This is a genomic window from Thalassobacillus sp. B23F22_16 (genome assembly GCF_043496955.1).
GTDB classification, from domain to species: domain Bacteria; phylum Bacillota; class Bacilli; order Bacillales; family Halobacillaceae; genus Thalassobacillus; species Thalassobacillus devorans_A.
Genome location: NZ_JBIEKD010000019.1, coordinates 15173 through 37872, shown reverse-complemented (window position 1 = coordinate 37872; position 22700 = coordinate 15173). Strand labels below are relative to the sequence as shown.

20 protein-coding genes and 1 tRNA gene are annotated in these 22700 nt (G+C 43.2%); 13 read left to right on the top strand and 8 right to left on the bottom strand.

Translation table 11 applies throughout. From position 1 onward, the window contains the following. The first annotated feature begins 45 nt into the window (after positions 1-45). From phoD to ACGTNI_RS14520, 4 genes are read left to right on the top strand one after another with little or no spacing between them, the layout of a single operon-like run. On the top strand, positions 46-1794 hold the full coding sequence (phoD, locus tag ACGTNI_RS14535; RefSeq protein WP_394463527.1) for an alkaline phosphatase PhoD: 1749 nt from the start codon (positions 46-48) through the stop codon (positions 1792-1794). An 11-nt stretch (positions 1795-1805) separates the two neighbouring features. Continuing rightward, positions 1806-2540: a twin-arginine translocase subunit TatC gene (gene tatC / locus ACGTNI_RS14530; protein WP_394463526.1), complete on the top strand. Its 735-nt coding sequence runs from the start codon at positions 1806-1808 to the stop codon at positions 2538-2540. Between the two features lie 27 nt (positions 2541-2567). After that, positions 2568-4004, top strand: a complete 1437-nt coding sequence (locus ACGTNI_RS14525) for an alkaline phosphatase PhoX (protein ID WP_394463525.1) — start codon at positions 2568-2570, stop codon at positions 4002-4004. Positions 4005-4023: 19 nt separating this feature from the next. Then, positions 4024-4242, top strand: coding sequence for a twin-arginine translocase TatA/TatE family subunit (locus ACGTNI_RS14520; RefSeq protein ID WP_394463524.1), 219 nt, complete (start codon positions 4024-4026; stop codon positions 4240-4242). Between the two features lie 173 nt (positions 4243-4415). Here ACGTNI_RS14520 and eno read toward each other — a convergent pair whose 3' ends face one another. The 8 genes from eno to ACGTNI_RS14480 form a co-directional block, all read right to left on the bottom strand. Further along, on the bottom strand, positions 4416-5702 hold the full coding sequence (eno, locus tag ACGTNI_RS14515; protein WP_394463523.1) for a phosphopyruvate hydratase: 1287 nt from the start codon (positions 5700-5702) through the stop codon (positions 4416-4418). 26 nt (positions 5703-5728) lie between these two features. Then, positions 5729-7267 carry a 2,3-bisphosphoglycerate-independent phosphoglycerate mutase gene (gene gpmI, locus ACGTNI_RS14510; RefSeq protein WP_394463522.1) on the bottom strand — a complete coding sequence of 513 codons (1539 nt, stop codon included), beginning with the start codon at positions 7265-7267 and terminating at the stop codon, positions 5729-5731. Then, positions 7260-8021: a triose-phosphate isomerase gene (gene tpiA, locus ACGTNI_RS14505; RefSeq protein WP_394463521.1), complete on the bottom strand. Its 762-nt coding sequence runs from the start codon at positions 8019-8021 to the stop codon at positions 7260-7262. Before tpiA ends, gpmI begins: the two co-directional genes overlap by 8 nt. A gap of 18 nt (positions 8022-8039) precedes the next feature. Beyond that, positions 8040-9221, bottom strand: a complete 1182-nt coding sequence (locus ACGTNI_RS14500; RefSeq protein ID WP_394463520.1) for a phosphoglycerate kinase — start codon at positions 9219-9221, stop codon at positions 8040-8042. Positions 9222-9332: 111 nt separating this feature from the next. Further along, entirely contained in the window at positions 9333-10340 is a 1008-nt protein-coding gene (gap, locus tag ACGTNI_RS14495) for a type I glyceraldehyde-3-phosphate dehydrogenase (protein WP_394463519.1), read from the bottom strand. Positions 10341-10383: 43 nt separating this feature from the next. Continuing rightward, positions 10384-11412, bottom strand: coding sequence for a sugar-binding transcriptional regulator (locus ACGTNI_RS14490; protein WP_394463518.1), 1029 nt, complete (start codon positions 11410-11412; stop codon positions 10384-10386). 148 nt (positions 11413-11560) lie between these two features. Beyond that, the gene (locus ACGTNI_RS14485) at positions 11561-11800 is read right to left on the bottom strand and encodes a glutaredoxin family protein (protein WP_394463517.1); all 240 of its coding nucleotides are present in this window, start codon (positions 11798-11800) and stop codon (positions 11561-11563) included. A gap of 1193 nt (positions 11801-12993) precedes the next feature. Then, positions 12994-13067, bottom strand: a tRNA-Arg gene (locus tag ACGTNI_RS14480). 210 nt (positions 13068-13277) lie between these two features. On the opposite strand from ACGTNI_RS14480, the gene ACGTNI_RS14475 reads away from it, so the two are divergent. From ACGTNI_RS14475 to clpP, 9 genes are all read left to right on the top strand, one after another. After that, on the top strand, positions 13278-14279 hold the full coding sequence (locus tag ACGTNI_RS14475) for an ABC transporter ATP-binding protein (protein ID WP_394463516.1): 1002 nt from the start codon (positions 13278-13280) through the stop codon (positions 14277-14279). Further along, positions 14272-15273 carry an ABC transporter ATP-binding protein gene (locus ACGTNI_RS14470; protein ID WP_394463515.1) on the top strand — a complete coding sequence of 334 codons (1002 nt, stop codon included), beginning with the start codon at positions 14272-14274 and terminating at the stop codon, positions 15271-15273. The genes ACGTNI_RS14475 and ACGTNI_RS14470 overlap by 8 nt, the downstream gene beginning before the upstream one ends. Before the next feature lie 39 nt (positions 15274-15312). Continuing rightward, positions 15313-16959 (top strand): ABC transporter substrate-binding protein, encoded by a 1647-nt coding sequence (locus ACGTNI_RS14465; protein WP_369668743.1) that lies wholly within the window; start codon positions 15313-15315, stop codon positions 16957-16959. A gap of 146 nt (positions 16960-17105) precedes the next feature. After that, positions 17106-18110, top strand: a complete 1005-nt coding sequence (locus tag ACGTNI_RS14460; protein ID WP_085506707.1) for an ABC transporter permease — start codon at positions 17106-17108, stop codon at positions 18108-18110. Between the two features lie 17 nt (positions 18111-18127). Beyond that, positions 18128-19024 carry a nickel transporter permease gene (gene nikC / locus ACGTNI_RS14455; RefSeq protein ID WP_394463514.1) on the top strand — a complete coding sequence of 299 codons (897 nt, stop codon included), beginning with the start codon at positions 18128-18130 and terminating at the stop codon, positions 19022-19024. A gap of 307 nt (positions 19025-19331) precedes the next feature. Continuing rightward, positions 19332-19922, top strand: a complete 591-nt coding sequence (locus ACGTNI_RS14450) for a DUF6305 family protein (protein ID WP_085505886.1) — start codon at positions 19332-19334, stop codon at positions 19920-19922. Positions 19923-19933: 11 nt separating this feature from the next. Further along, the gene (locus ACGTNI_RS14445) at positions 19934-21298 is read left to right on the top strand and encodes a sensor histidine kinase (protein ID WP_085505887.1); all 1365 of its coding nucleotides are present in this window, start codon (positions 19934-19936) and stop codon (positions 21296-21298) included. Continuing rightward, the gene (locus ACGTNI_RS14440) at positions 21295-21897 is read left to right on the top strand and encodes a response regulator (RefSeq protein ID WP_085505888.1); all 603 of its coding nucleotides are present in this window, start codon (positions 21295-21297) and stop codon (positions 21895-21897) included. Before ACGTNI_RS14445 ends, ACGTNI_RS14440 begins: the two co-directional genes overlap by 4 nt. Positions 21898-22070: 173 nt before the next feature. Then, positions 22071-22661 carry an ATP-dependent Clp endopeptidase proteolytic subunit ClpP gene (gene clpP / locus ACGTNI_RS14435; RefSeq protein ID WP_062441188.1) on the top strand — a complete coding sequence of 197 codons (591 nt, stop codon included), beginning with the start codon at positions 22071-22073 and terminating at the stop codon, positions 22659-22661. The last annotated feature ends 39 nt before the right edge of the window (positions 22662-22700 follow it).

Here is a 22700-nt window from a genome sequence, read left to right as displayed (position 1 = left end):
TGGCAATTGTTCCAAACATTTCACGCATAGAAAGGAGCTAATGCCATGACTGAAAAAAGAGTAATGGACGATTTGATTCGTAGATTGAATGAAGAAACGTTACAGAAGGATGTCGACCGAAGAGGATTCTTACAAGGTGCTGGTAAAATCGCTGGAATATCTCTCGGAATAGCTGTTGCTCAATCGATGGGAGGCATATCTGTCGAAGCGCAGGAAGAAGAGTTCGAAACCTATCCTTTCACACTCGGTGTAGCGTCAGGCGATCCTCTTTCAGACAGCGTTGTCTTATGGACAAGGCTAGCTGTTGATCCATTAAATGGCGGGGGTATGCCAGAACGGAACATAGCAGTGAAATGGGAGTTGGCAAGGGATGCTCACTTCCGTGATATAGTGCAACGTGGTACAGAAGCAGCCAGTCCACAACTTGGACACTCTATTCACATTGAAGCCGAAAACCTGGAGGCGGACACCGTCTACTACTACCGTTTCAAAGTTGGAAAAGATTTCAGTCCAGTCGGAAAGACTAAAACACTTCCAAGAAACAATGAGGCTGTAACAAGCCTTTCGTTCGCTTTTGCTTCCTGCCAGCAATATGAACATGGTTATTACACTGCTTATAAACATATGGCAAAAGAAGACCTGGATCTGGTGTTCCATCTCGGTGATTACATTTACGAATATGGCCCGAATGAATATGTTGCTGCTACCGGCAATGTACGCACCCACAAAGGGCCGGAAATCATGACATTAGAAGACTATCGCAACCGTCATGCTCAGTATCGTTCCGATAAAGACCTGCAGTCAGCGCATGCAGCTTTTCCATGGGTAGTGACCTGGGACGACCATGAGGTTGAAAATAATTATGCTGATATGATACCTGAGAAAGATCAATCTGTAGAAGCATTCGTTAACCGTCGTATTGCTGCCTACCAGGCATACTATGAACATATGCCGCTCAGGAAATCGTCCATGCCTCATGGTCCGGACATGCAGTTATATCGTAATTTTTCTTATGGAAACCTGGCAAATTTCTATGTATTGGATACACGCCAATATCGTTCCGATCAGGCGAACGGAGATAAAAGCTCTCCACAGACGGAAGAATCGCTTGACCCTTCACGCACATTATTAGGTGACAAGCAGGAGCAATGGCTGCTGGGTAACCTTGTCCAGTCCCAAGCGCACTGGAATGTACTGGCACAACAAATCTTCTTCGCCAAAAGGAACTACGGTCCAAGCCCGGAAGAACCACGCTACAGCATGGACAGCTGGGATGGTTATACACCCGCCCGCCAGCGTATCACTGACTATGCAAGCAGCATCGATGTGGACAACCTCATCGTTTTAACTGGTGATGTACATGCCAACTGGGCATCCAACCTGCTGGCCGACTTTGATGATTTAAAATCTCAGGTTCTAGGTGCTGAATTTGTCGGAACCTCGATTACATCCGGGGGAAATGGAGCCGATAAACGTGCAGACACTGACCGTATTTTAGAGCAGAACGATCATATTAAATTTTTCAATGACTACCGCGGATATGTTCGCTGTGAAGTCACTCCTACACAATGGAGAACAGATTACCGTGTACTTCCCTTTGTATCCAAACCTGGTGCAGATATTTCCACCCGGGCATCTTTTATCTACGAAAAGGACCAGGCTGGCCTAAAGGAAGTGTCAGCAACCATCGTTCCAGAAGGGAAGCAGTCATCCAGTGAAGTGGAAGATGATCGACATATAGCTCATGATCGTGCCAATAAAAAACAATCAAAAAAAGAAAAACAACTGAACTGAAGGAGTAAGCTATGTGTGAAAAAAATCAGCAGCTCATCGGTCATTTAGAAGAACTAAGGAACCGAATAATCAACACGCTTGTGTCATTCATCGGATTTCTTATAGCAGGGTTTATTTTTGTCAAACCAATATATGAATGGCTGATTAGAGAACTGGACACACAATTGGCTGTGCTGGGGCCAAGTGAAATTCTATGGGTTTACCTGATGCTTGCCGCGGTCTTCTCTATGACAGCGACCATACCAGTTGCAGCTTTTCAGCTTTGGCGGTTTGTCGCACCCGCCTTAAGCCGGGAAGAGCGAAAAGTGACACTCCGCTTCATTCCGGCCATGTTTTTTCTTTTCCTGTTCGGTCTTGCCTTCGGGTATTTCCTATTATTTCCCCTAGTTTTAGGGTTTTTGACCTCGCTTTCTGAAGGTCAATTCGAAATGATGTTTACCGCCGATAAATACTTTCGATTCATGCTGAATATGACTCTGCCATTCGGCCTGTTATTCGAAATGCCATTAGTTGTATTGTTTTTGACCAGGCTTGGCATTCTTAATCCAATTCGTTTAAGGAAAGCGAGAAAGTTCGCCTATTTTGTAATGGTGATAATTTCTGTATTAATTACGCCGCCAGATTTTCTATCAGATGTACTTGTCATTCTACCACTCTTGATTTTATACGAAATCAGCATCAGTCTATCTTCATTTGTTTATAAAAAACGTTTGGCAGCAGAGTCATCCAGCCAATCTGCCGCTTAACACCATATTTATCTAGGAGGTATGAAAATGGGAAAAAACAAAAACATGAATCGTCGGGATTTTTTGAAAGTAGGCGGTCTAGGTACAGCAGCAATTGCTTTAGGTTCCACAGGGTTGTTTTCATTATCAGACTCCACAGCACTGGCTTCACCAAGCGCATCCAAGAATTCCTTCCGTGGCTATGGTCCACTGGTCAAAGACCCTGGAGGCGTCCTCGACCTCCCTCAAGGTTTCCAATATCGGATCATCTCGGAGGAAGGCGGATTTATGGCAGATGGGCGCCCTATACCGGAAAAGTTTGATGGCATGGCAGCCTTTCCGGGCCAAAACAACTCTACCGTACTTGTAAGGAATCATGAGTTAAGCGGAAATACGAAGTATCCAGTCATCGGAAGAAACCCTTATCAAAGGGAACATACTGGAGGAACTACTGCATTAGTGGTAGACGCCAACCGCAAAGTCCGCGAAGAGTATGTTACTTCTTCCGGTACCATCCGCAATTGCGCAGGAGGGGCCACCCCGTGGGGAACCTGGTTGACTTGTGAAGAAACGTTAGAGGAAGGCCATGGGTATGTTTTCGAGGTCGATCCATCTGATCCAGAAAGTAATTTGTCAAAGACGCCTACCCGCGACATGGGAGCTTTTTCCCATGAAGCTACCGCAATCGACCCTGCTACTGGAATTGTCTACTTGACAGAGGATGCTGGACCAAGTTATTTCTATCGGTACATCCCTAACGACAGAAGTCCACGGATTGGTTCCTTACAAAAAGGAGGGGTCCTGCAGGCAGCTGCTATGGAGGAAATGAGCACGAATCATTCCAGTGATTTATATACTGGCCAACGATTTGGAATAGTTTGGAAGGATGTCGACCCAGAAAAGCCTACCATGGAAGCTGGTCAAAAAGGATGCATTCCATTCAGCAGACTCGAAGGCGCTTATTTTGAGGGAGGTGTCTTTTGGTTTGACGATACTTCGGCAGGTGATAATAATCTTGGACGTGTGTACCGTTATATTCCCGCTACTAATACATTAGAGTTGTTCTACGAGTCAACCGAATCCAATGATTTAGAAATGCCGGACAACATATGTATTACTCCATGGGGCGATCTTTGGATTGCGGAAGACGGAGGCGGAACCGACCGGATAATCGGAATGACCCCGGAAGGTGAAACTTATGTATTCGCAGAAAACCGGCTGAACGGTTCGGAACTTGCAGGTCCGGCTTTCTCTACACGAGGGGACACTTTCTTTGTCAATATTCAGACACCAGGCATCACCTTTGCCATCTGGGGACCATTTGCTCGTAAAAATGCAGGAAGGCAGCGCCAGATGGGACATGCTGCACCACCGGCACAATATGCACCGAAAATATCGGATAAGCTGTCAGCGGCTGCTGAGGTGGACGGGATGTCAAATCTGGAAGCAGCAGCCTTTCAACGCCATGGCATGCCTATTTTATAAAACTTCGGAGGTGTAATAAATGTTATCAAATATCGGAATTCCAGGGTTAATCCTCGTACTAGTTATCGCTTTAATTATCTTTGGACCTTCCAAACTGCCGGAAATCGGCAGGGCGTTTGGGAGCACATTAAAGGAATTCAAGAACGCCACTAACGATCTTGTAAATGGAGAAGATAGCTCCAAGGAAAAACAACAGCTTAAAGCTGTAGAAAAAGACGACCATAAAACTGGAAGTTAAAAAAGAGGATGTACAAAAAGCTTTTTAAAATAAACAAAACCACGAAGAAATCCATTTTATCTTCGTGGTTTTTTGTTTGCTCCTAATCCATCAAAAAAAGCTTGCAGAAAAACCATCTGGTTTTCCTGCAAGCGCAGTATGCCTGCTGTTAACGGCATAGTTTATAGAAATGATTATTTGTCCAAGTTATAGAAAGCTTTGTCGCCAGCGTAATCTGCTGTACCAAGCAGCTGATCTTCGATACGAAGCAACTGGTTGTATTTAGCAACACGATCCGTACGAGATGGGGCACCAGTTTTGATTTGGCCGGCATTGGTAGCAACGGCGATATCAGCGATAGTCGCATCTTCTGTTTCACCGGAACGGTGAGAGATAACTGCTGTGTAGCCAGCTTTCTTCGCCATTTCAATCGCTTCGAAGGTTTCTGTCAATGTACCGATCTGGTTCACTTTGACAAGGATAGAGTTGCCGATTCCTTCTTCGATACCGCGGCTAAGTTTCTTCGTGTTTGTTACAAACAAGTCGTCACCGACAAGCTGGACACGATCTCCAATACGGTCCGTCAGCATCTTGAAGCCTTCCCAGTCGTTCTCATCAAGGCCATCTTCAATTGAAACGATTGGATACTTGTTGATCATTTCTTCGTACCAATCTACCATCTCTTCAGAAGTACGGACTACACCTTCGCCTTTCAGGTTATATTTACCGTCTTCATACACTTCAGAAGCAGCAACGTCCATTGCCAGCTTCACTTGTTCGTCAGGCTTGTAGCCAGCTGCTTCGATCGCTTCAATGATAGTGGAAAGTGCTTCTTCGTTGGATTGAAGGTTCGGAGCAAAGCCGCCTTCATCACCTACACCTGTATTATAGCCTTTTTCTTTCAATACCTTTTTCAAGGAGTGGAAGATTTCCGCTCCCATCCGTAATGCTTCACGGAAGTCCGGTGCACCGACAGGCATAACCATGAATTCTTGGATATCGACGTTGTTATCCGCATGTTCGCCGCCATTCAGAATGTTCATCATTGGAGTTGGAAGTGTTTTTGCAGAGAATCCTCCAAGGTATTTGTACAATGGAAGACCGACAAAGTCAGCTGCTGCATGAGCTACTGCCATGGAAACACCAAGGATTGCATTAGCTCCCAATTTCCCTTTGTTTTCTGTTCCGTCAAGCTCCATCATCAAGGAATCAATGACAACTTGCTGCGTAACATCAAGCCCCAGCAATTCCGGGCCGATTTTTTCGTTGACGTTTTCTACCGCCTGCTGTACCCCTTTACCAAGGTAGCGGTCTTTGTCTCCGTCACGAAGTTCCACTGCTTCATATTCACCAGTAGAAGCTCCACTAGGTACCAATGCAGAACCGAATGCTCCGGATTCTGTATAAACTTCCACTTCAATTGTTGGGTTACCACGGGAATCTAATACTTCGCGTGCATAAACATCTGTAATATATGGCATTGAAAAACTCTCCTTTAGGATAAAATTTATTTTTTAATTAATGATTGGCCTGTCATTTCTTTTGGCTGTCCGACTTCAAGCAGCTCTAAAAGCGTCGGGGATAAATCAGCGAGAATGCCGCCTTCCCGAAGCTCCAGTCCATCTTTTGTCACAATAACCGGAACAGGATTAGTCGTGTGAGCAGTCATTGGTTTTCCTTCTGGTGTAAGGACCTCATCCGAGTTCCCATGGTCAGCTGTGATAATCGCATGTCCGCCTTTTTCGTGGATTTTATCCACAACCTTGCCAAGGCATTCATCTACAGCTTCAATCGCTTTAATCGTTGGTTCCAGCATTCCTGAATGTCCAACCATATCCGGGTTGGCAAAATTCAGGATGATGGCATTATGCTTTTCGGCATCCAGCTCTTTTAAAAGAGCGTCTGTCACTTCATAGGCACTCATTTCCGGTTTCAGGTCATAAGTGGCCACTTTTGGTGAGTCGATTAAAATTCGTTCTTCTCCAGGAAATTCCGCTTCACGACCGCCACTCATAAAGAAAGTGACGTGCGGATATTTTTCTGTCTCTGCAATTCGGAGCTGCTTCATATCGTTTTGTGCCAATACTTCCCCAACAGTATTATCGAGGTTAGCTGGCTCATAGGCTACTTCTCCATCGACCGTTTCACTAAACTGGGTCAACCCTACGAAATGGAGATTCTTCGGTGCTTTTTCTCCGCGATCAAAATCACGGAAGTCTTCGTTAGCAAATGTCCTTGAAATCTGGATCGCGCGGTCCGGACGGAAATTATAGAAGATAACGGAATCTTCATCTTCAATTTTAGCTTTCGCGTTCCCTTCCTCATCTACTATAACAGATGGGAGCACAAACTCATCATAGATTTCATTCGCATACGAATCATCTACAACTTCCATTGCGCTGTTATACGTTGGTCCCTCACCGTATACCATGGCATCATAGGATTTCTTGACACGGTCCCAGCGTTTATCACGGTCCATGGAATAATAGCGGCCGGAAATAGAAGCAATCTCGCCAACCCCGAGTTCTGCCATTTTATCTTCGGTCTGCTGGATATATTGCTTAGCGGATTTTTGACCAACATCACGACCATCGAGGAATCCATGGACATACACTTTTTCCATACCATGGCGGGCGGCAAGTTCCAACAAAGCAAACAGGTGATCAATGTGACTATGAACGCCACCTGAAGATAACAAGCCGAAGATGTGCAAGGATTTACCATGCTGTTTGGCATGATCGATTGCTTTTACAAAAGCTTCATTTTCAAAAAAGTCGCCTTCTTTAATTGATAAGTTCACTCGTGTCAGGCTCTGATAGACGATACGACCGGCACCGATATTCAAATGTCCTACCTCAGAGTTTCCCATTTGCCCTTCCGGAAGACCGACTGCTTCTCCTGAGGCCTTCAGTTGCGCATGAGGAAACTGATTCCAGTACCGATCGAAATTTGGGGTATTGGCCAGCTTGACTGCGTTACCTTTTTCGTCATCACGCAGGGCATAGCCATCTAAGATGATCAAAGCTGCAAGCTTATTGTTACTCATGCTTACCTGCCTCCACAAGTTTTAAGAATGAATCTGCCTCAAGGCTGGCTCCGCCTACTAATGCGCCATCGATATCAGACTGGCCAAGCAGCTCATCGACGTTTGCCGGCTTGACACTTCCGCCATATTGGATACGTACAGCTTCTGCAGCTGTTTCGGAAGAAAATTCTTTTACAACGTTACGAATATGGCTGCATACTTCATTTGCATCTGCTGCAGAAGAAGTTTTGCCTGTTCCAATAGCCCATATAGGTTCATAAGCGATAATTACTTGTTGTACTTGCTCATCACTAAGGCCTTCCAGTGCCTTTTTCACTTGTGCTTCGACATGGTTCATCGTTTCATTATTTTCACGCTGTTCCAATGTTTCACCCACACATACAATTGGTGTCAGGTCATGCTTGAAAGCAGCGTGGACCTTTTTGTTTACGTCCTCATCCGTTTCCCCAAAAATCTCACGACGCTCGGAGTGTCCAAGTACTACATAAGATACTCCCAAGTCTTTCAGCATGACAGGACTGACTTCGCCTGTGAACGCGCCGCTTTCTTCAAAATGCATATTTTGAGCACCAACTTTTAATGGAGTACCTTCTGTTTCTTTAATTAATGAATGAAGAAAAGGGAATGGCGCACAAACAACAGATTCTACTTGTTCTTCGCCTGGCACTTCATTTTTGGCAGCCTGTACGAATTGCTCTACTTCATTTAAAACTTTGTTCATTTTCCAGTTTCCTGCAATTACTTGTTTACGCATATGCTCACCTCTCCTTTTTTACTTATCGTTCAATAGGGATACGCCAGGAAGTTCTTTTCCTTCCATGAATTCCAGTGAAGCTCCTCCACCAGTAGAAACATGATCCATTTTTTCAGCAAATCCGAATTTTTCTACCGCTGCTGCAGAATCACCGCCGCCGATTACTGTATAACCGTCTGTCTCCGCAAGTGCAGCTGCTACATCTTTCGTACCATTGGCAAATAGTTTAAATTCGAATACGCCCATAGGTCCGTTCCAGATGATCAGCTTGGAATCTTTGACCACCTGACTGTATTTTTCCCTCGTCTTTGGTCCAATATCAAGTGCTTCCCAATCAGCAGGAATGCTGTCGATACCCACTTCTTTCGTATTCGCTTCCTCGGAGAAATCATCAGCTACAATGACATCTTCCGGCATTAGGAAATTAACATTGTTATCTTCAGCTTTTTGCATGAATTGCTTTGCCAAATCAATTTTATCTTCCTCGAGCAATGACTTTCCGATTTCATAGCCTTTAGCTTTCAGAAAGGTATAGGCAAGTCCGCCACCGATGATCAAGTTATCGACTTTATCAAGCAAGTTGTCGATGACACCAATTTTATCTTTGACTTTTGCGCCTCCGATAATAGCTGTAAATGGACGGTCAGGATCAGAAAGTGCCTGTCCAAGCACATTCAATTCCTTTTCCATCAAAAAGCCCGCTACTGCTGGTAAGTATTGAGCGACCCCAGCTGTAGATGCATGTGCACGGTGTGCTGCACCAAACGCATCATTGACATAGACATCAGCCATGGCTGCAAACTCTTTTGCCAGCGCGTCATCGTTCTTTTCCTCACCTGGTTCGAAACGGACGTTTTCGATCAATAACACATCGCCATCTTTCATATCTTTGATGGCACGATTGACTTCGTCACCGTAAACTTCGTCAGTCTTCGTTACCGTACGGCCCATTAAATCGCTCAGGCGCTTAGCTACAGGATCCAGGCGAAGCTCCTCATGCGCTTCTCCTTTTGGACGACCCAGATGGCTGGCAAGAATGACTTTTGCTCCATCCTGCACTAAATGTAAAATAGTCGGTAGTGCTGCTTTAATACGCGTGTCATCGGTAACTTCTCCGTTACTCATCGGTACGTTGAAGTCAACGCGGCAAAATACTTTCTTTCCTTGTACTTTGATATCACGGATTGTCTTTTTGTTCACAGCGGTGGACCTCCTTTTAGGTATAAAAAATTGCCTTGAAAGTGCTAAAGGAGGAGGATTATGGACCTCCCCCTTAAACTTTACCTCATATTATTCGACTCTAACTCTGAATTAAAGTCCTTTTTCTTTAAGGAATGCAGCCAGATCGACACAACGATTGGAGTAACCGAACTCGTTATCATACCAGGAAACTACTTTAACCATGTTATCTTCAATAGCCATCGTAGAGATAGCATCAATGATTGAAGAGTTAGTGTTTCCATTATAGTCGCTGGATACTAGTGGTTCTTCACTGTAACCAAGAATGCCTTTCAAATCGCCTTCTGCCGCTTCCTTAAGGGCAGCATTAACTTCTTCAACAGTAACGTTCTTATCAAGCTCTGCTACCAAGTCCACGATAGAAACGTTTGGAGTTGGTACACGCATAGCCATACCATTCAACTTGCCATCCAATTCAGGCAATACTTTTGCAACAGCTTTTGCTGCACCAGTTGTAGTAGGGATAATGTTTTGTGCAGCAGCACGGGCACGACGGTAATCCTTATGTGGCAGGTCAAGGATTTGCTGGTCGTTCGTGTAAGAGTGTACTGTTGTCATCATACCACGCTTCAAGCCGAACTTGTCGTTAAGCACTTTTGCAAATGGTGCCAGGCAGTTCGTTGTACAAGAAGCGTTAGAAATAACGTGATGGTTCTCTGGATCATAATCAGAATCGTTAACACCCATAACCAGTGTAAGATCTTCTTCTTTTGCAGGCGCAGAAATAACTACTTTCTTAGCACCAGCGTCCAGATGTTTCTTGGCATCGGCACGGTTTGTGAAACGACCAGTAGATTCGATGACAACTTCTACGCCAAGATCGCCCCAGCCTAGTTGTGCAGGGTCTTTTTCAGATAGTACAGTAATTTCTTTTCCGCCAACGACAAGGTTACTGCCGTTTACAGTTACTTTCTCTTCAAGTTCACCATGTACTGTATCATATTGCAATAAGTGGGCAAGCATCTCAGCGTCAGTCAAGTCGTTTACTGCCACTACTTCTACATCGTTATTGTTTAAAGCGGCACGGAAGACATTACGTCCAATACGTCCAAAGCCGTTAATTCCTACTTTTACTGTCATTATAAAATTCCTCCTTGAATTGATTGTAATTTATTAAATCTATTTAAAGGGAAATTTCCCTTAAAAGCTTTTGTGCAGCACCCTCATCGGTAATAAGGACATTGCTTTTCCCAGGTTTGAAATAAGAAGCAATAGCCTGGGACTTCGACTCTCCTCCAGCAACTGCAATGACGTGCTGGGAATCTGAGAGATCTTCCAACTGCAGGCCTACCGTTCTGACTTTATGAACGATTTCGCCTTGCTGATTAAAGTAATAGCCAAAAGCTTCTCCAACCGCTTGTCCTTGCTTGATTTTTTCTACCTGCTCCGGTGAAGCTTTCCTTCTTTCAGCCATAGTCAGGGCATTTCCTATTCCATGGATGACGGTATCTGAACCTTTAATCAAGTTGAGTATTTCTATGATGGACGGCTCGGAAGTGATCGACTGATATGTTTTTTCACTTAAAGGGTCAGGCACATACAAAAGACGGTAATCCCCTTTTGCTTTCTTTGCCATTTCAGCACAAATGGTATTAGCTTGATTTTCAACCCTCTCGCCGAGGCCGCCGCGTGCAGGTACGAACAAGCAATTCGGTGCTCCAGTAAGTGGAGTCATCATTTCAGCAACTGCCGCCATGGTTGTACCACCGGTAATCGCGATTGTACTATCGGAAACGAGAATGCTTTTTAAATAGTGGACACAAGCCCTCCCCATTTCCTGTTTTACCCAGGGGAGTTCATCGCTGTCACCTGGAACGACCACTACATGGTCTAAATTTAATTTTTCCCTTAACTGTTTTTCTAAAACCCTAATCCCGGAAACCTCTTTAATGAAATCGGCCAGCTGTTCAAGAATCATCTTGCCATCACGGCTAATATGCATGCCTTTTACAGTAATAGCGATAAAACCTTGCTGGTTCAGAAAATCGACTTCACTACGGACTGTCCGTTCAGCTAATTCCATATTATCTGCCAAACTTCTTCTTCCGACAGGTTCCATCAACTGGATATAGTGCAGAATTTGATAACGTCTCTGCATAACATCGAGCAAATCAGGGAATAGTTTCTTTTGTAAATCAATTAAAGCTCTCATGGAAAAGCCCCTTCAGTTTTGTGAATTCCATCCTCCGGGATGTTTTTGTCCCAACTAGTCAGATTTCGTCCCACGCAGAGCAAAAAAATATTTTCTTCATGATTAAATATACCAGTACCCTTACATTGCCGCAAGTGATAAAAATCGGTTATTTTTCTTGTAAACGTTCTCTTAATGAAAATATATCAATTTGTTCACAATTAAGTTCTTCTTCATCAATTCTCACGACGGGTATTTCGAACTGATACTTTTCAAGTAATGTATCGTCTTTATAAATATCTTTTTCTAAAACGGTGAAATTATAATCTTTTTTTAACATTTTTAACAATTCTTTGGCATCATCACAAAGACAGCAATTTTCTTTTGAATATAAAATGACTTCCTTCAATTCCAGCCCCCCTGTTTCAACTTACATTGCCCATACACATACAGTGTACCACTGAATATATTTTTAAAACAAACGCTCATTTAGACATTATTGCCTAAGACGCTTATTCCATAAAAGGGCCGAAAAGTCGAAGACTTGATTTCGAGATAATTTGGGTCCGTTGCCGAATCAGGAGTAAGGGCGGCTGGGAAACAGTTCGCTTTCCTGTGGGGGAGCCGCCGAGCCTCCTCGGTCGTTTCACTCCCTGCGGGGTCTCGTCTGGATCCTTCTCCCACGGGAGTCTCACCGTTTCCCTGCCGCCTTATCCGTTTTTGAATAACGGACCATTTATAAAGATGAAGATGTCTTCAACATTTTCTCTTTAATGACCAAGGATCCAGCTAGTAGGCCATTTTTCAGAAGGACTCTTACTAAGTTATTTAGTGATGTTTCCGTTTCTCTCATACACGCAAGGAGGGCCGGGAAATTGCGAGACTCCAATGGGAGGATAGTACATGGTAAGATTCCGCAGGGTTTTAGCCCGAGGAAGCTCACCGTACGCCCATGGAAAGCGAGTGATTTCCCTGCCCTCCAAACCGTTACTACCGTAACGGAAACAATATATCTTGAAACTGAGTCTTCAGCAATTGGGAGCTTAAATATAAAATCAACAAGGATACTTAATAGGTAATCACACAAAAAAAGAACGCTAAGATGCGCGTCCTTTATTATCATATAAACCTAATTCTATTTTAGTATTTTTGGATTTTAAGAAATTCAGTAATTCTTTCGCCCTTTTATCGGGACTTCGTTTCAGTGAGGCATAATTAAAAGATAATTTTCGCTGTGATGCCATATCAAAAACATGAATACGGCGATCTTCTGCAATCAATTCGGTATACAAAATTTTATAACGAAGTAATTTCGTAATAAACACCCCATTTTACTTACGACAGATTTGTCGCCTACTTGTTTCTTTTATCTATCATAACATGGCTTGCAGTGTATAAAAACATCTGTTCGTTAACGATTCTTTTACAACTTCCGTAATATTTCCTGAAAAGTATTTCATTAGCAATCTTAGAAAAAGAAAGTATTAGAAAGCTTGGCTTATCGACGAGTCCTTATAGCGAGTGTCTTTAACCCTTTAACAAAGATAAAAATTTATTAAAGTACAAAAAAACACCTGGTATAAAAACCAGGTGTTATTATAGCGCGCCCGAGAGGATTCGAACCCCCGACACATAGAACCGGAATCTATAGCTCTATCCAACTGAGCTACGGGCGCAAAATGACATGCATTGATTATTATAATCACATCTGTTCAAAAACGCAAGGGCTAATTTCTACTAGCTGCCCAGGGTCCTTCTAATATTTAGATAATATCTTTTCTCATATTAATTTTGAGAAAAAAGAGATTTAATTCGTAATTTTCAGAATTTATGTATAATAATAAGCACATCAAATTTAGAATTCACTCGTCATAAGGAGGTTCGCTATGGCTGACCATCTTCCCATTCTGGAAGTAGAAGATTTACATACCCACTTTTTCACTAAATCCGGGGTCGTTAAAGCAGTTGACGGTGTCAGTTTCTCTGTCAAACCAGGAGAAACACTAGGGATTGTCGGAGAATCCGGTTCCGGTAAGAGTATTACGGCTATGTCGATAATGAAATTAGTACCGTCCCCCCCAGGCAAAATCGTTTCAGGGGAAATTCGTTTCAAAGGTGAAAGCCTGCTGCCTAAGAAAGAAAAAGAAATGAGAAAAATACGCGGGAAAGACATTTCGATGATCTTCCAAGATCCGATGACTTCCCTTAATCCGGTTTTTTCTGTAGAAAAACAGATGCTGGAAACCATTATGACTCATGAAAATATGAATAAACAGCAAGCACGCATTCGCGCAATCGAGTTGCTTGATTTAGTGGGCATCCCCGATGCTGCCAAACGTTTAAAAAACTACCCCCATGAATTCAGTGGAGGAATGCGGCAGCGTGTCATGATTGCGATGGCACTTGCCTGTAATCCTAAAGTTTTGATTGCGGATGAACCTACGACCGCCCTCGACGTAACCATCCAGGCGCAAATACTCGACCTGTTAAAAAAGCTGCAGCAAGAATTGGGCATGGCTATCATCATGATTACGCACGACCTTGGTGTTGTCGCAGAAGTATGTGACCGTGTCATGGTTATGTATGCTGGTAAACCCGTAGAATTCTCGAGTGTCAAAGAGTTATTTGATAAACCAAAGCACCCTTATACCTGGGGATTGCTATCATCTATTCCTCAAATTCATAACCGAAAAGAAAGACTCGAGGCAATTAAAGGCCTGCCACCTGATTTAAGAGACTTGCCAAGGGGATGCAGCTTCGCACCCAGGTGTTCTCATGTCAAGGATGAGTGTCTGATAAAAGATCCTGCTCTATCAGAAGATGAAACAGACCATTTTGTGCGCTGCTTATTGTATGAACAGGAAGAGAAGGTGACCGTCCATGAGTGAACTTTTACGTGTCCAAAATTTAAAAAAACATTTCCCTATTTATAAAGGAGCTATTTTCCCTAAACAGACAGGCGCTGTTCAGGCTGTCGATGGCATATCCATCACAGTCAATCAAGGGGAGACACTCGGCCTGGTAGGTGAAAGTGGGTGCGGAAAATCCACAGCAGGGCGGACCATACTGAAACTTCTTGAGCCGACAGAAGGCAAGATTTTTTATAAAGGGCAGGACATCACCGATGTGAAGGGGGAAGAATTAAGGAAGCTTCGCAAAGAAATGCAGCTCATCTTTCAAGACCCCTACGCTTCCTTGAATCCTCGTAAAACAATTGAACAAACGGTGACAGAACCGATGAAAATCTTCGGTATGTCAAAAGAAGAACGGCAGCAGAAACTGGATAGGCTGCTCGAAGTAGTAGGGCTGGACAGTTATCATAAATCCCGCTACCCACATGAGTTCAGTGGAGGACAAAGACAGAGGATCGGGATTGCAAGAGCTTTAGCTTTGGATCCGGAATTGATTATTTGTGATGAACCTGTTTCGGCTTTGGACGTATCTATTCAGGCTCAGGTCATCAATTTAATGGAAGATTTACAAAAAGAATTCAACCTCACTTATATTTTTATTGCCCATGACCTCAGTGTCGTCCATCATATCAGTGACCGAGTCGCTGTCATGTACTTAGGCGAGATTGTAGAAATAGGTGATGTGGAAGAGCTGTATGGAAACCCTAAGCATCCCTATACTAAAGCATTATTATCATCCATTCCCGAGGCGCGGCCCGTAGAAAAACGGGAACGGATCACCCTTGAGGGAGATCTTCCTTCTCCTTCTAATCCACCTCAAGGATGTAAATTTCACACCAGGTGTCCTTGGGCCGAAGATATATGCAAACAGAAAAAACCGGTCTTAAAACAGATTCCAGGTGCAGAGCATCAAGTTGCCTGTCATCTCGTTAAGGAGGTGGTTGAAGACACGGAAGCAACGCTTGTCTAATACTTAATTTATTACATTCCATTTAAGGGGGAACTAATTGTGAAGAAAAAAGCACTTTGGATGTTGTTGACCGTTTTCACACTGATGGTTCTAGTTGTAGCTGGATGCAGCAATAACGATGAAGCCAATTCGGAAGGTGAAGACAGTAACAGCCAGGATACTACAGATTCCGAGTCAGCTGAAGAAGGCAGCGGCGGCAGCAGCACATTCGTATTTGGCCGAGGAGCCGACTCAGAACAGCTTGACCCTTCTAAAGTTACCGATGGTGAATCCATTTATGTCACCAACCAGATTTATGACACACTAGTTCGTTATGAACAGGAAGGTACAGAAGTAGTACCTGCCCTGGCTACAGAATGGGAAACAAGTGATGATGGCCTGGAATGGACATTCCAACTACGTGATGATGTCACATTCCACGATGGAACTGACTTTACAGCTGAAGATGTCGTCTTCAACTTCGAGCGTTGGACAGAAGGAGCAGAATATGTTTACTACGGTTATATGTTCGGGGCATCTGAAGAAAACCCCGGTGGAATCATTGAAAAGGTAGAAGCTACAGGAGATTATGAAGTTACATTCACACTATCTGAACCTAATGCACCGTTCCTGAACACACTTGCCATGCCTCCATTTGGTATCGCAAGCCCGGATGCTATTGAAGAGCATGGAGAGGACTACTTCAAAAACCCTGTAGGTACCGGTCCATTCATTTTTGAAGAGTGGAAACAGGATGACAGCATTACCTTGTCTAAAAACGAAGATTATTTCGGAGAAACAGCTAAAGTCGATACAGTGATTTTCCGTGTTATTCCGGATAATGGTGCTCGTTTCATGGAATTGCAATCAGGTTCTATTGATGCAATGAATGGAATGAACCCACAGGATATCCAGCAGGCAGAAGATGATGAAGCATTACAAATCATCCGTCGTCCTTCTATGAACGTATCCTATATGGCTATGAATACGGATAAAGAAGGTCCATTAAAAGACAAGAAAGTCCGTCAGGCAATCAACCTTGCCATTGATAAAGAGAAATTACTTTCCTTGTTTGAAGGTATTGGAAAACCTGCTAAAAATCCAATGCCGCCATCCCTATGGGGCTATAACGATAACGTAGAAGATTACGGTTACGATGTCGAAGAAGCAAAATCACTACTTGCTGAAGCAGGATACGGCGATGGCATGAGTATCACTCTGTATACCATGTCCAATCCACGCCCTTACCTGCCACAGCCGAAGTTCGCTGCACAGGCGATCCAGGAAATGTTGAAAGAAGTCAACATTGAAGTTGAAATCGTCGAAAACGAATGGGATTCTCATTTAAGCGCAACTGAAAATGGCGACCACGATATGGCGTTCTTAGGATGGACAGGTGACAACGGTGACCCTGACAACTTCCTATACGTATTGCTGGATAAAGATAATGCGAAAAAAGGTTCTGCAGGAAACATCGCCTTCTATAAGAACGATGAACTGCATGATATCTTAAAGCAGGCGCAAACAGAACTTGATCAGGAGAAACGTGTCGGACTTTATGAAGAAGCACAGGAAATCATCCATGAAGATGCACCATGGTTCCCGATTGCTCATACGACACCACCACTTGCCGTTAAGAAAGAAGTTCAGAACTATATTCCTCATCCAACAGGAAGTGAACCTTTCAACTACTTAGAACTGAACTAATTGAGGTTAAGGGAAGGGATATTCCTTTCCCCCTCCCTTTTAATCAGGCTATGAAAAGGGCTGTGAAAACCAAAGGGGCGCTTCGCGGCAGACAACTGACAGATAAAGCCCCTTTGAACAGCTTTTTAAATTTGGAGGAATGCAGTATGCTCAATTATATTATTAGACGTCTTGTATCATTGATACCCGTTATCATCGGTGTATCGATCATCGCCTTTTCCCTGATGCATCTGGTTCCCGGAGATCCAGCCAGAAGTATCCTTGGAGAAAAAGCGACAGAAACGCAGCTGGAAATGTTGCGGGAAGAATTGAACTTAAATGACCCTTATATTGTCCAATATGGAAACTTTATGGGTAAAATCGCTACTGGTGATCTAGGTGACTCTATCAAATCCAAAGAATCGGTCGCTTCAGAAATAGGCAGCCGACTGCCAGCTACGATTGAATTGACCCTATTTGCCATGACCATTGCTGTTGTTATCGGAGTACTTGCCGGAGTGATCGCAGCTGTTAAGCAATACTCCTGGTTTGACAATCTGAGTATGAGTGGAGCATTATTCGGTGTCTCGATGCCAATATTTTGGCTTGGTTTAATGATGATTTGGCTATTTTCTGTGGAATTGAATTGGTTACCTCCATCCGGAAGGCTATCCAATGATATTGAGTTGACAAAAATCACCAACTTATATTTGGTAGACAGCATTCTGACCTTGAACGGAACGGCATTCGTCGATGCATTCCGACACCTATTGATGCCAGGCCTGGCCCTTGCCACCATCCCAATGGCTATCATCGCGCGTATGACTCGTTCAAGTATGTTAGAAGTTATGAAGCAGGACTACATACGAACTGCCAACGCAAAAGGGTTAGCCGGCCGGTTGGTCATCTTCCAACATGCCCTGAAAAACGCTTCCCTTCCAGTTCTCACTGTCATTGGATTGCAGTTTGGATTTTTATTAGGGGGAGCCGTCTTAACGGAGACGATTTTCTCATGGCCAGGGGTCGGAAGATATGTAGTCGATGCCATCCTCAGCCGGGATTATCCTGTCGTCCAAAGCACTATTTTAATCATCGCTATCATTTTCGTATTGGTAAACTTGATCACTGATATCCTTTATACGTTATTCGACCCAAGAATCAAACTGGATTAGGAAAGGATGTGAAAACCTTGGCTGCTGAAGCAAAAGCGGATCAGATGGATCCCGCACTAAAAAGTAAAAAGAACTCAAGCCTCTGGCTTGATTCCTTATCCAGGGTAATCAAAAGTAAAACGTCTTTAATCGGCTTGGTCATCATAACATTATTGATTGTGGTTGCTATATTCGCACCTCAAATTGCAACCCATTCACCAACAGACCAAAGCATCATCGACCGCTATCAATCTCCTTCCTCTGAACATTTGTTAGGAACAGATGAACTTGGAAGGGACATCTTCTCACGGATTGTCTACGGATCACGGATAACTATTCAAATTGGTGTCATCACTGTAGGAATCTCAATGATTGTCGGTGTATTTCTAGGAGCTGTTGCCGGATTTTTCGGACGGTGGGTCGACCAGATTATCATGCGGCTGATTGATATCATGATGGCTTTTCCTAGTATTCTATTGGCGATTGCATTAGTTGCTGTCTTAGGGAAAAGCCTGACAAACGCTATGATTGCCGTTGGAATCGTGGGTGTACCCCATTTTGCCAGGATTGTACGATCGACCGTGCTCTCTGTCAAAGAAACGGAATATATCGAGGCTTCCCGTGTAATTGGTGCGAAGAATGGAAGAATTTTATTTTCTCACGTATTACCGAATTGCCTGGCGCCAATTATTGTCCAGGCAACTCTAACGATAGGTACGGCTATTTTGGATGCAGCAGGTCTGAGTTTCTTAGGGTTAGGGGCACAGCCACCTCTCCCTGAATGGGGAGCCATGCTTAGTGATGGCCGCTCCGCCCTGCAGACTGCTCCATGGGTAGTCATGTTCCCTGGCTTTGCTATCCTTCTCGTTGTTTTAGGTTTCAACCTGTTGGGTGATGGACTGCGAGATGCACTCGATCCACGCTTAAAGCAATAAAAAAAGTAGTTCCAGTAGTTGATGGATAAACAATTAAATCAGCAGATGTAATCGAGTATAAAATCAATAGATTTTATACTCGATTTTTTTGCCATATGGAGGCCCCTCTATTATCAGTCCACGGGATCCAAACATTAAACCTCCCTCCTATTAGTTCAGCTCCATTCTCCTTCTTTTTAACCAGGCTGATTAAATGCACCTTTCATTATTCAGAATATTTAAGTAAAATAAGAGTAAAAGTGCCTTTCACTTCTGATTTACCGCTAAAGCTTATAGATTTGATACACCAAATAAGGGGAAATGCCTTTTGAAGAAATACTCCATCATATTGTTATGCTTCGTTATCAGTCTTATTGTGATCGGACACCATTCCTATCAGGCATCAGGACAAACGACATATATGTATCCAAACCTTCCTGCACCAATCGGGAAACAACCCGTCTTAATCACTTCAGCAGGACAAACGGTGGAAGGCGGGATTGTCCAAAAGCTTGCCCAACAGCTCCACCTCGATGCCGAATACCGCCCAAGGGCGTTGGCAACAGATTTATACGAATACGAGACGCTGGTCATTGTGGCTGGCTATAGCTACAACGGGTTGCTACATAAAAATAGAAAGTTGGCTCAGGAGAAAGAACGTATCGTTGAGTTAATGAAAGAAGCAGAAGCAGAGCAAGTACCGGTAGTGATTTTTGATTTGGATGTCCAATATAGGGATTATGAAGAATCGTGGGAGTTTTTAGCGATGACTCTTCCTTATGCAGATTATTTTATTGGAAAAAAGCATGAGATCCCTCCTCAAAATTTAATGGACATGATTCAAGACTATAAAGTAAAGTCCACCTTTGCAAATGAAATAGAAGATATGAAAACACCATTCAACTCGGTGTTCAGGTAGGGGGATTCAGAATGAAGCAGCAAACACACCCTTTCTGGGGAACCCTTGGAATTGTACTTGTTTTTTACGGAATGCTGATACCAGCATTGACGATGGACTGGTCCATGTACATCTATGAAGAGATCGACCGCAGCCTTATTGAGGAAGACAGCGGGAAGCTGCTTGTTACTGCTTTTGCCTATATTTCACGGAACGTACTGATGTTTTCTATGATTTTTTTCGGTACATTATTTCTTACTAGATATTTTGTCAAAAACAGCAGTACCGTCCGCTTCCAAATAGTGTATGCCATTCTGTCATTAATGGCAGTTTGGGCGCTGAACTTCCTTTATGCTGAATATTATGCGTACCTTCCGCAATTACTGACGATCGGCTTTATCCTATTATTTAGTACCTACCTTCCACAGCAGCGCTATTTCGCCTTAACCTTTCTCGTTTTGTTGATTTTGACAACCACCTCGCTTCAATGGCTTAACTTGATTCCGTCTTTAAGCCATTATGGATTTGGAACAAACGACCTGGCTGTGAGCTTAAAGACTGTAGATGAATTCTTGACCGATCATAACCTTTTCAGCACGATTGCCTTAGTATTTTTCCTTATTTTCTTTATCATTGCCTTGATTTTTACTACGCTGATTCACTTATTCAATAAACAAATCGCTACTTTAAAATTATACCAGGCACAAGGAAAAGAACTGCAAAGGACCAGAAATGATTTAATTGAGTCCAAGGTTTATCAGGAGATGCATACATTAGTCCACGATTTAAAAACACCCTTGGTAGCGATTGAAGGGCTATTATCTTTGATGGAAATGAAGGTAAAGGCAGATGACCACAAGTCAAAAAGTTATTTTAGCCGAATTAATCAATCGGTCGTGAAAATGAAAGAAATGATTTCGGATATACTTTATGAAGATATTCGAAAAGAAATACCAGTAGAAGAATTGCTTGATTATGTGATGAGTCATTTGAACACAGATGACCTGCCAATTGACTTTGAAGTTCATATCGATGAAGCTGTGCCTCCTTTATATGTTAACAAAATACGATTTTCCAGGGCAATATCCAATGTGCTGGAGAACTCGATGATTTATTTACATGACCGCGGGGGGAAAATCAAGGTGGATGTAACTAATCAAGCTAATAGAACCTGCATCAGAATAGAAGATAACGGACCTGGTATCGACCAGGCTAACCTTGTTCACATTTGGCAGGAAGGTTTCAGCACTAAAAATTCTTCCGGTATCGGTCTGCCGTTTGTTAAGCGGGTAATAGAGAGTCATTCTGGCAGTATTGAGGTATCAAGTGAACCGGGTTCTTATACGATCACCACGATCACTATCCCTCAGCACTCAAGAAAGGAAGCGATAGGATGATTTTGATCATCGATGACAATGAAGACATACGTTTCACCCTGAAAGAAATATGCGAATTTTGTGAGTGGCCATCCACCGAAGCTTCCAATGGAAAAGAGGGGGTGGCATTATTGCAAAAGCTCGACCCTGACCTGGTGTTAGTCGATTATCACATGCCGGAATGGGATGGGTTGAAAACTGTCAAAGCCATTAGAAAGGAAAACAAGCATATCCCTATCATCGTTTTAACTGTGGATGACCGACAGGATATTGCCAACACTTTTTTAGAAGCAGGTGCTACAGATTTTGCCATGAAGCCAATAAAGGCACCTGATTTAATATCACGGATCAAACTGAATATGAAATTCGCTAAACTGGCTCATACAGAGCAGGATATATATGTAGACAAAGGAATCAACAAAGAGACACGCAAGTCGATTAAACACTTCCTCTATAATCAAAACCAGCCAGTAACTATCAATGAGATTCAGCAGCAACTGCCAATCGCTTATCAGACCGTCCATCGCTACCTCCATCACATGGTGGAAAAAGGGGAAATCGAAGTTGTTTCTGATTATGGGAGTCGGGGAAGACCCAAAAACAAATATCAACTACTGTAAACAGCTGGAAAAACCTATAGAGGCAGGTTTATTCTGCCTGATTTAGGGAATCATGGTAGAAGGAATTTTGCCTGATAAAGTCGAAGTATTTTGTTTGACCTTTATTGACCTTGGATGTATGATAAAACTATCACATCATCCAATGATAATAAGTGATGAAGGAGGAATTTACATTGAATTTAGTACCTACAGTTATTGAACAAACAAACCGCGGAGAACGTGCATACGATATTTACTCACGCCTGCTGAAAGACCGAATCATTATGCTGGGAAGCGGAATCGATGATAACGTATCCAACTCGATTGTATCTCAGCTTCTATTCCTGGCAGCTGATGACCCGGACAAAGATATTTCTCTTTATATCAACTCGCCAGGCGGATCCATTACAGCTGGAATGGCAATTTACGATACGATGCAATTCATCAAACCAAATGTATCTACCATTTGTATCGGTATGGCAGCATCTATGGGAGCTTTCCTATTGGCTGCTGGTGAAAAAGGTAAGCGTTATGCACTGCCAAACAGTGAAGTTATGATTCACCAGCCTTTAGGTGGAACGCAAGGTCAGGCAGCTGACATCGAAATTCATGCTCGTCGTATCTTGCAAATGCGTGAAAAGTTGAATAAAATCCTTTCTGAGCGTACTGGACAGCCATTAGAGGTTATCGAGCGGGATACCGATCGTGATAACTTCATGCCAGCGCATACAGCGAAAGAATATGGATTGATCGACAAAGTAATGGAAAAGAAACCAACCGAATAATAATTATTTTTTCATTCAAAAAGAGACCCTGACCTCCCG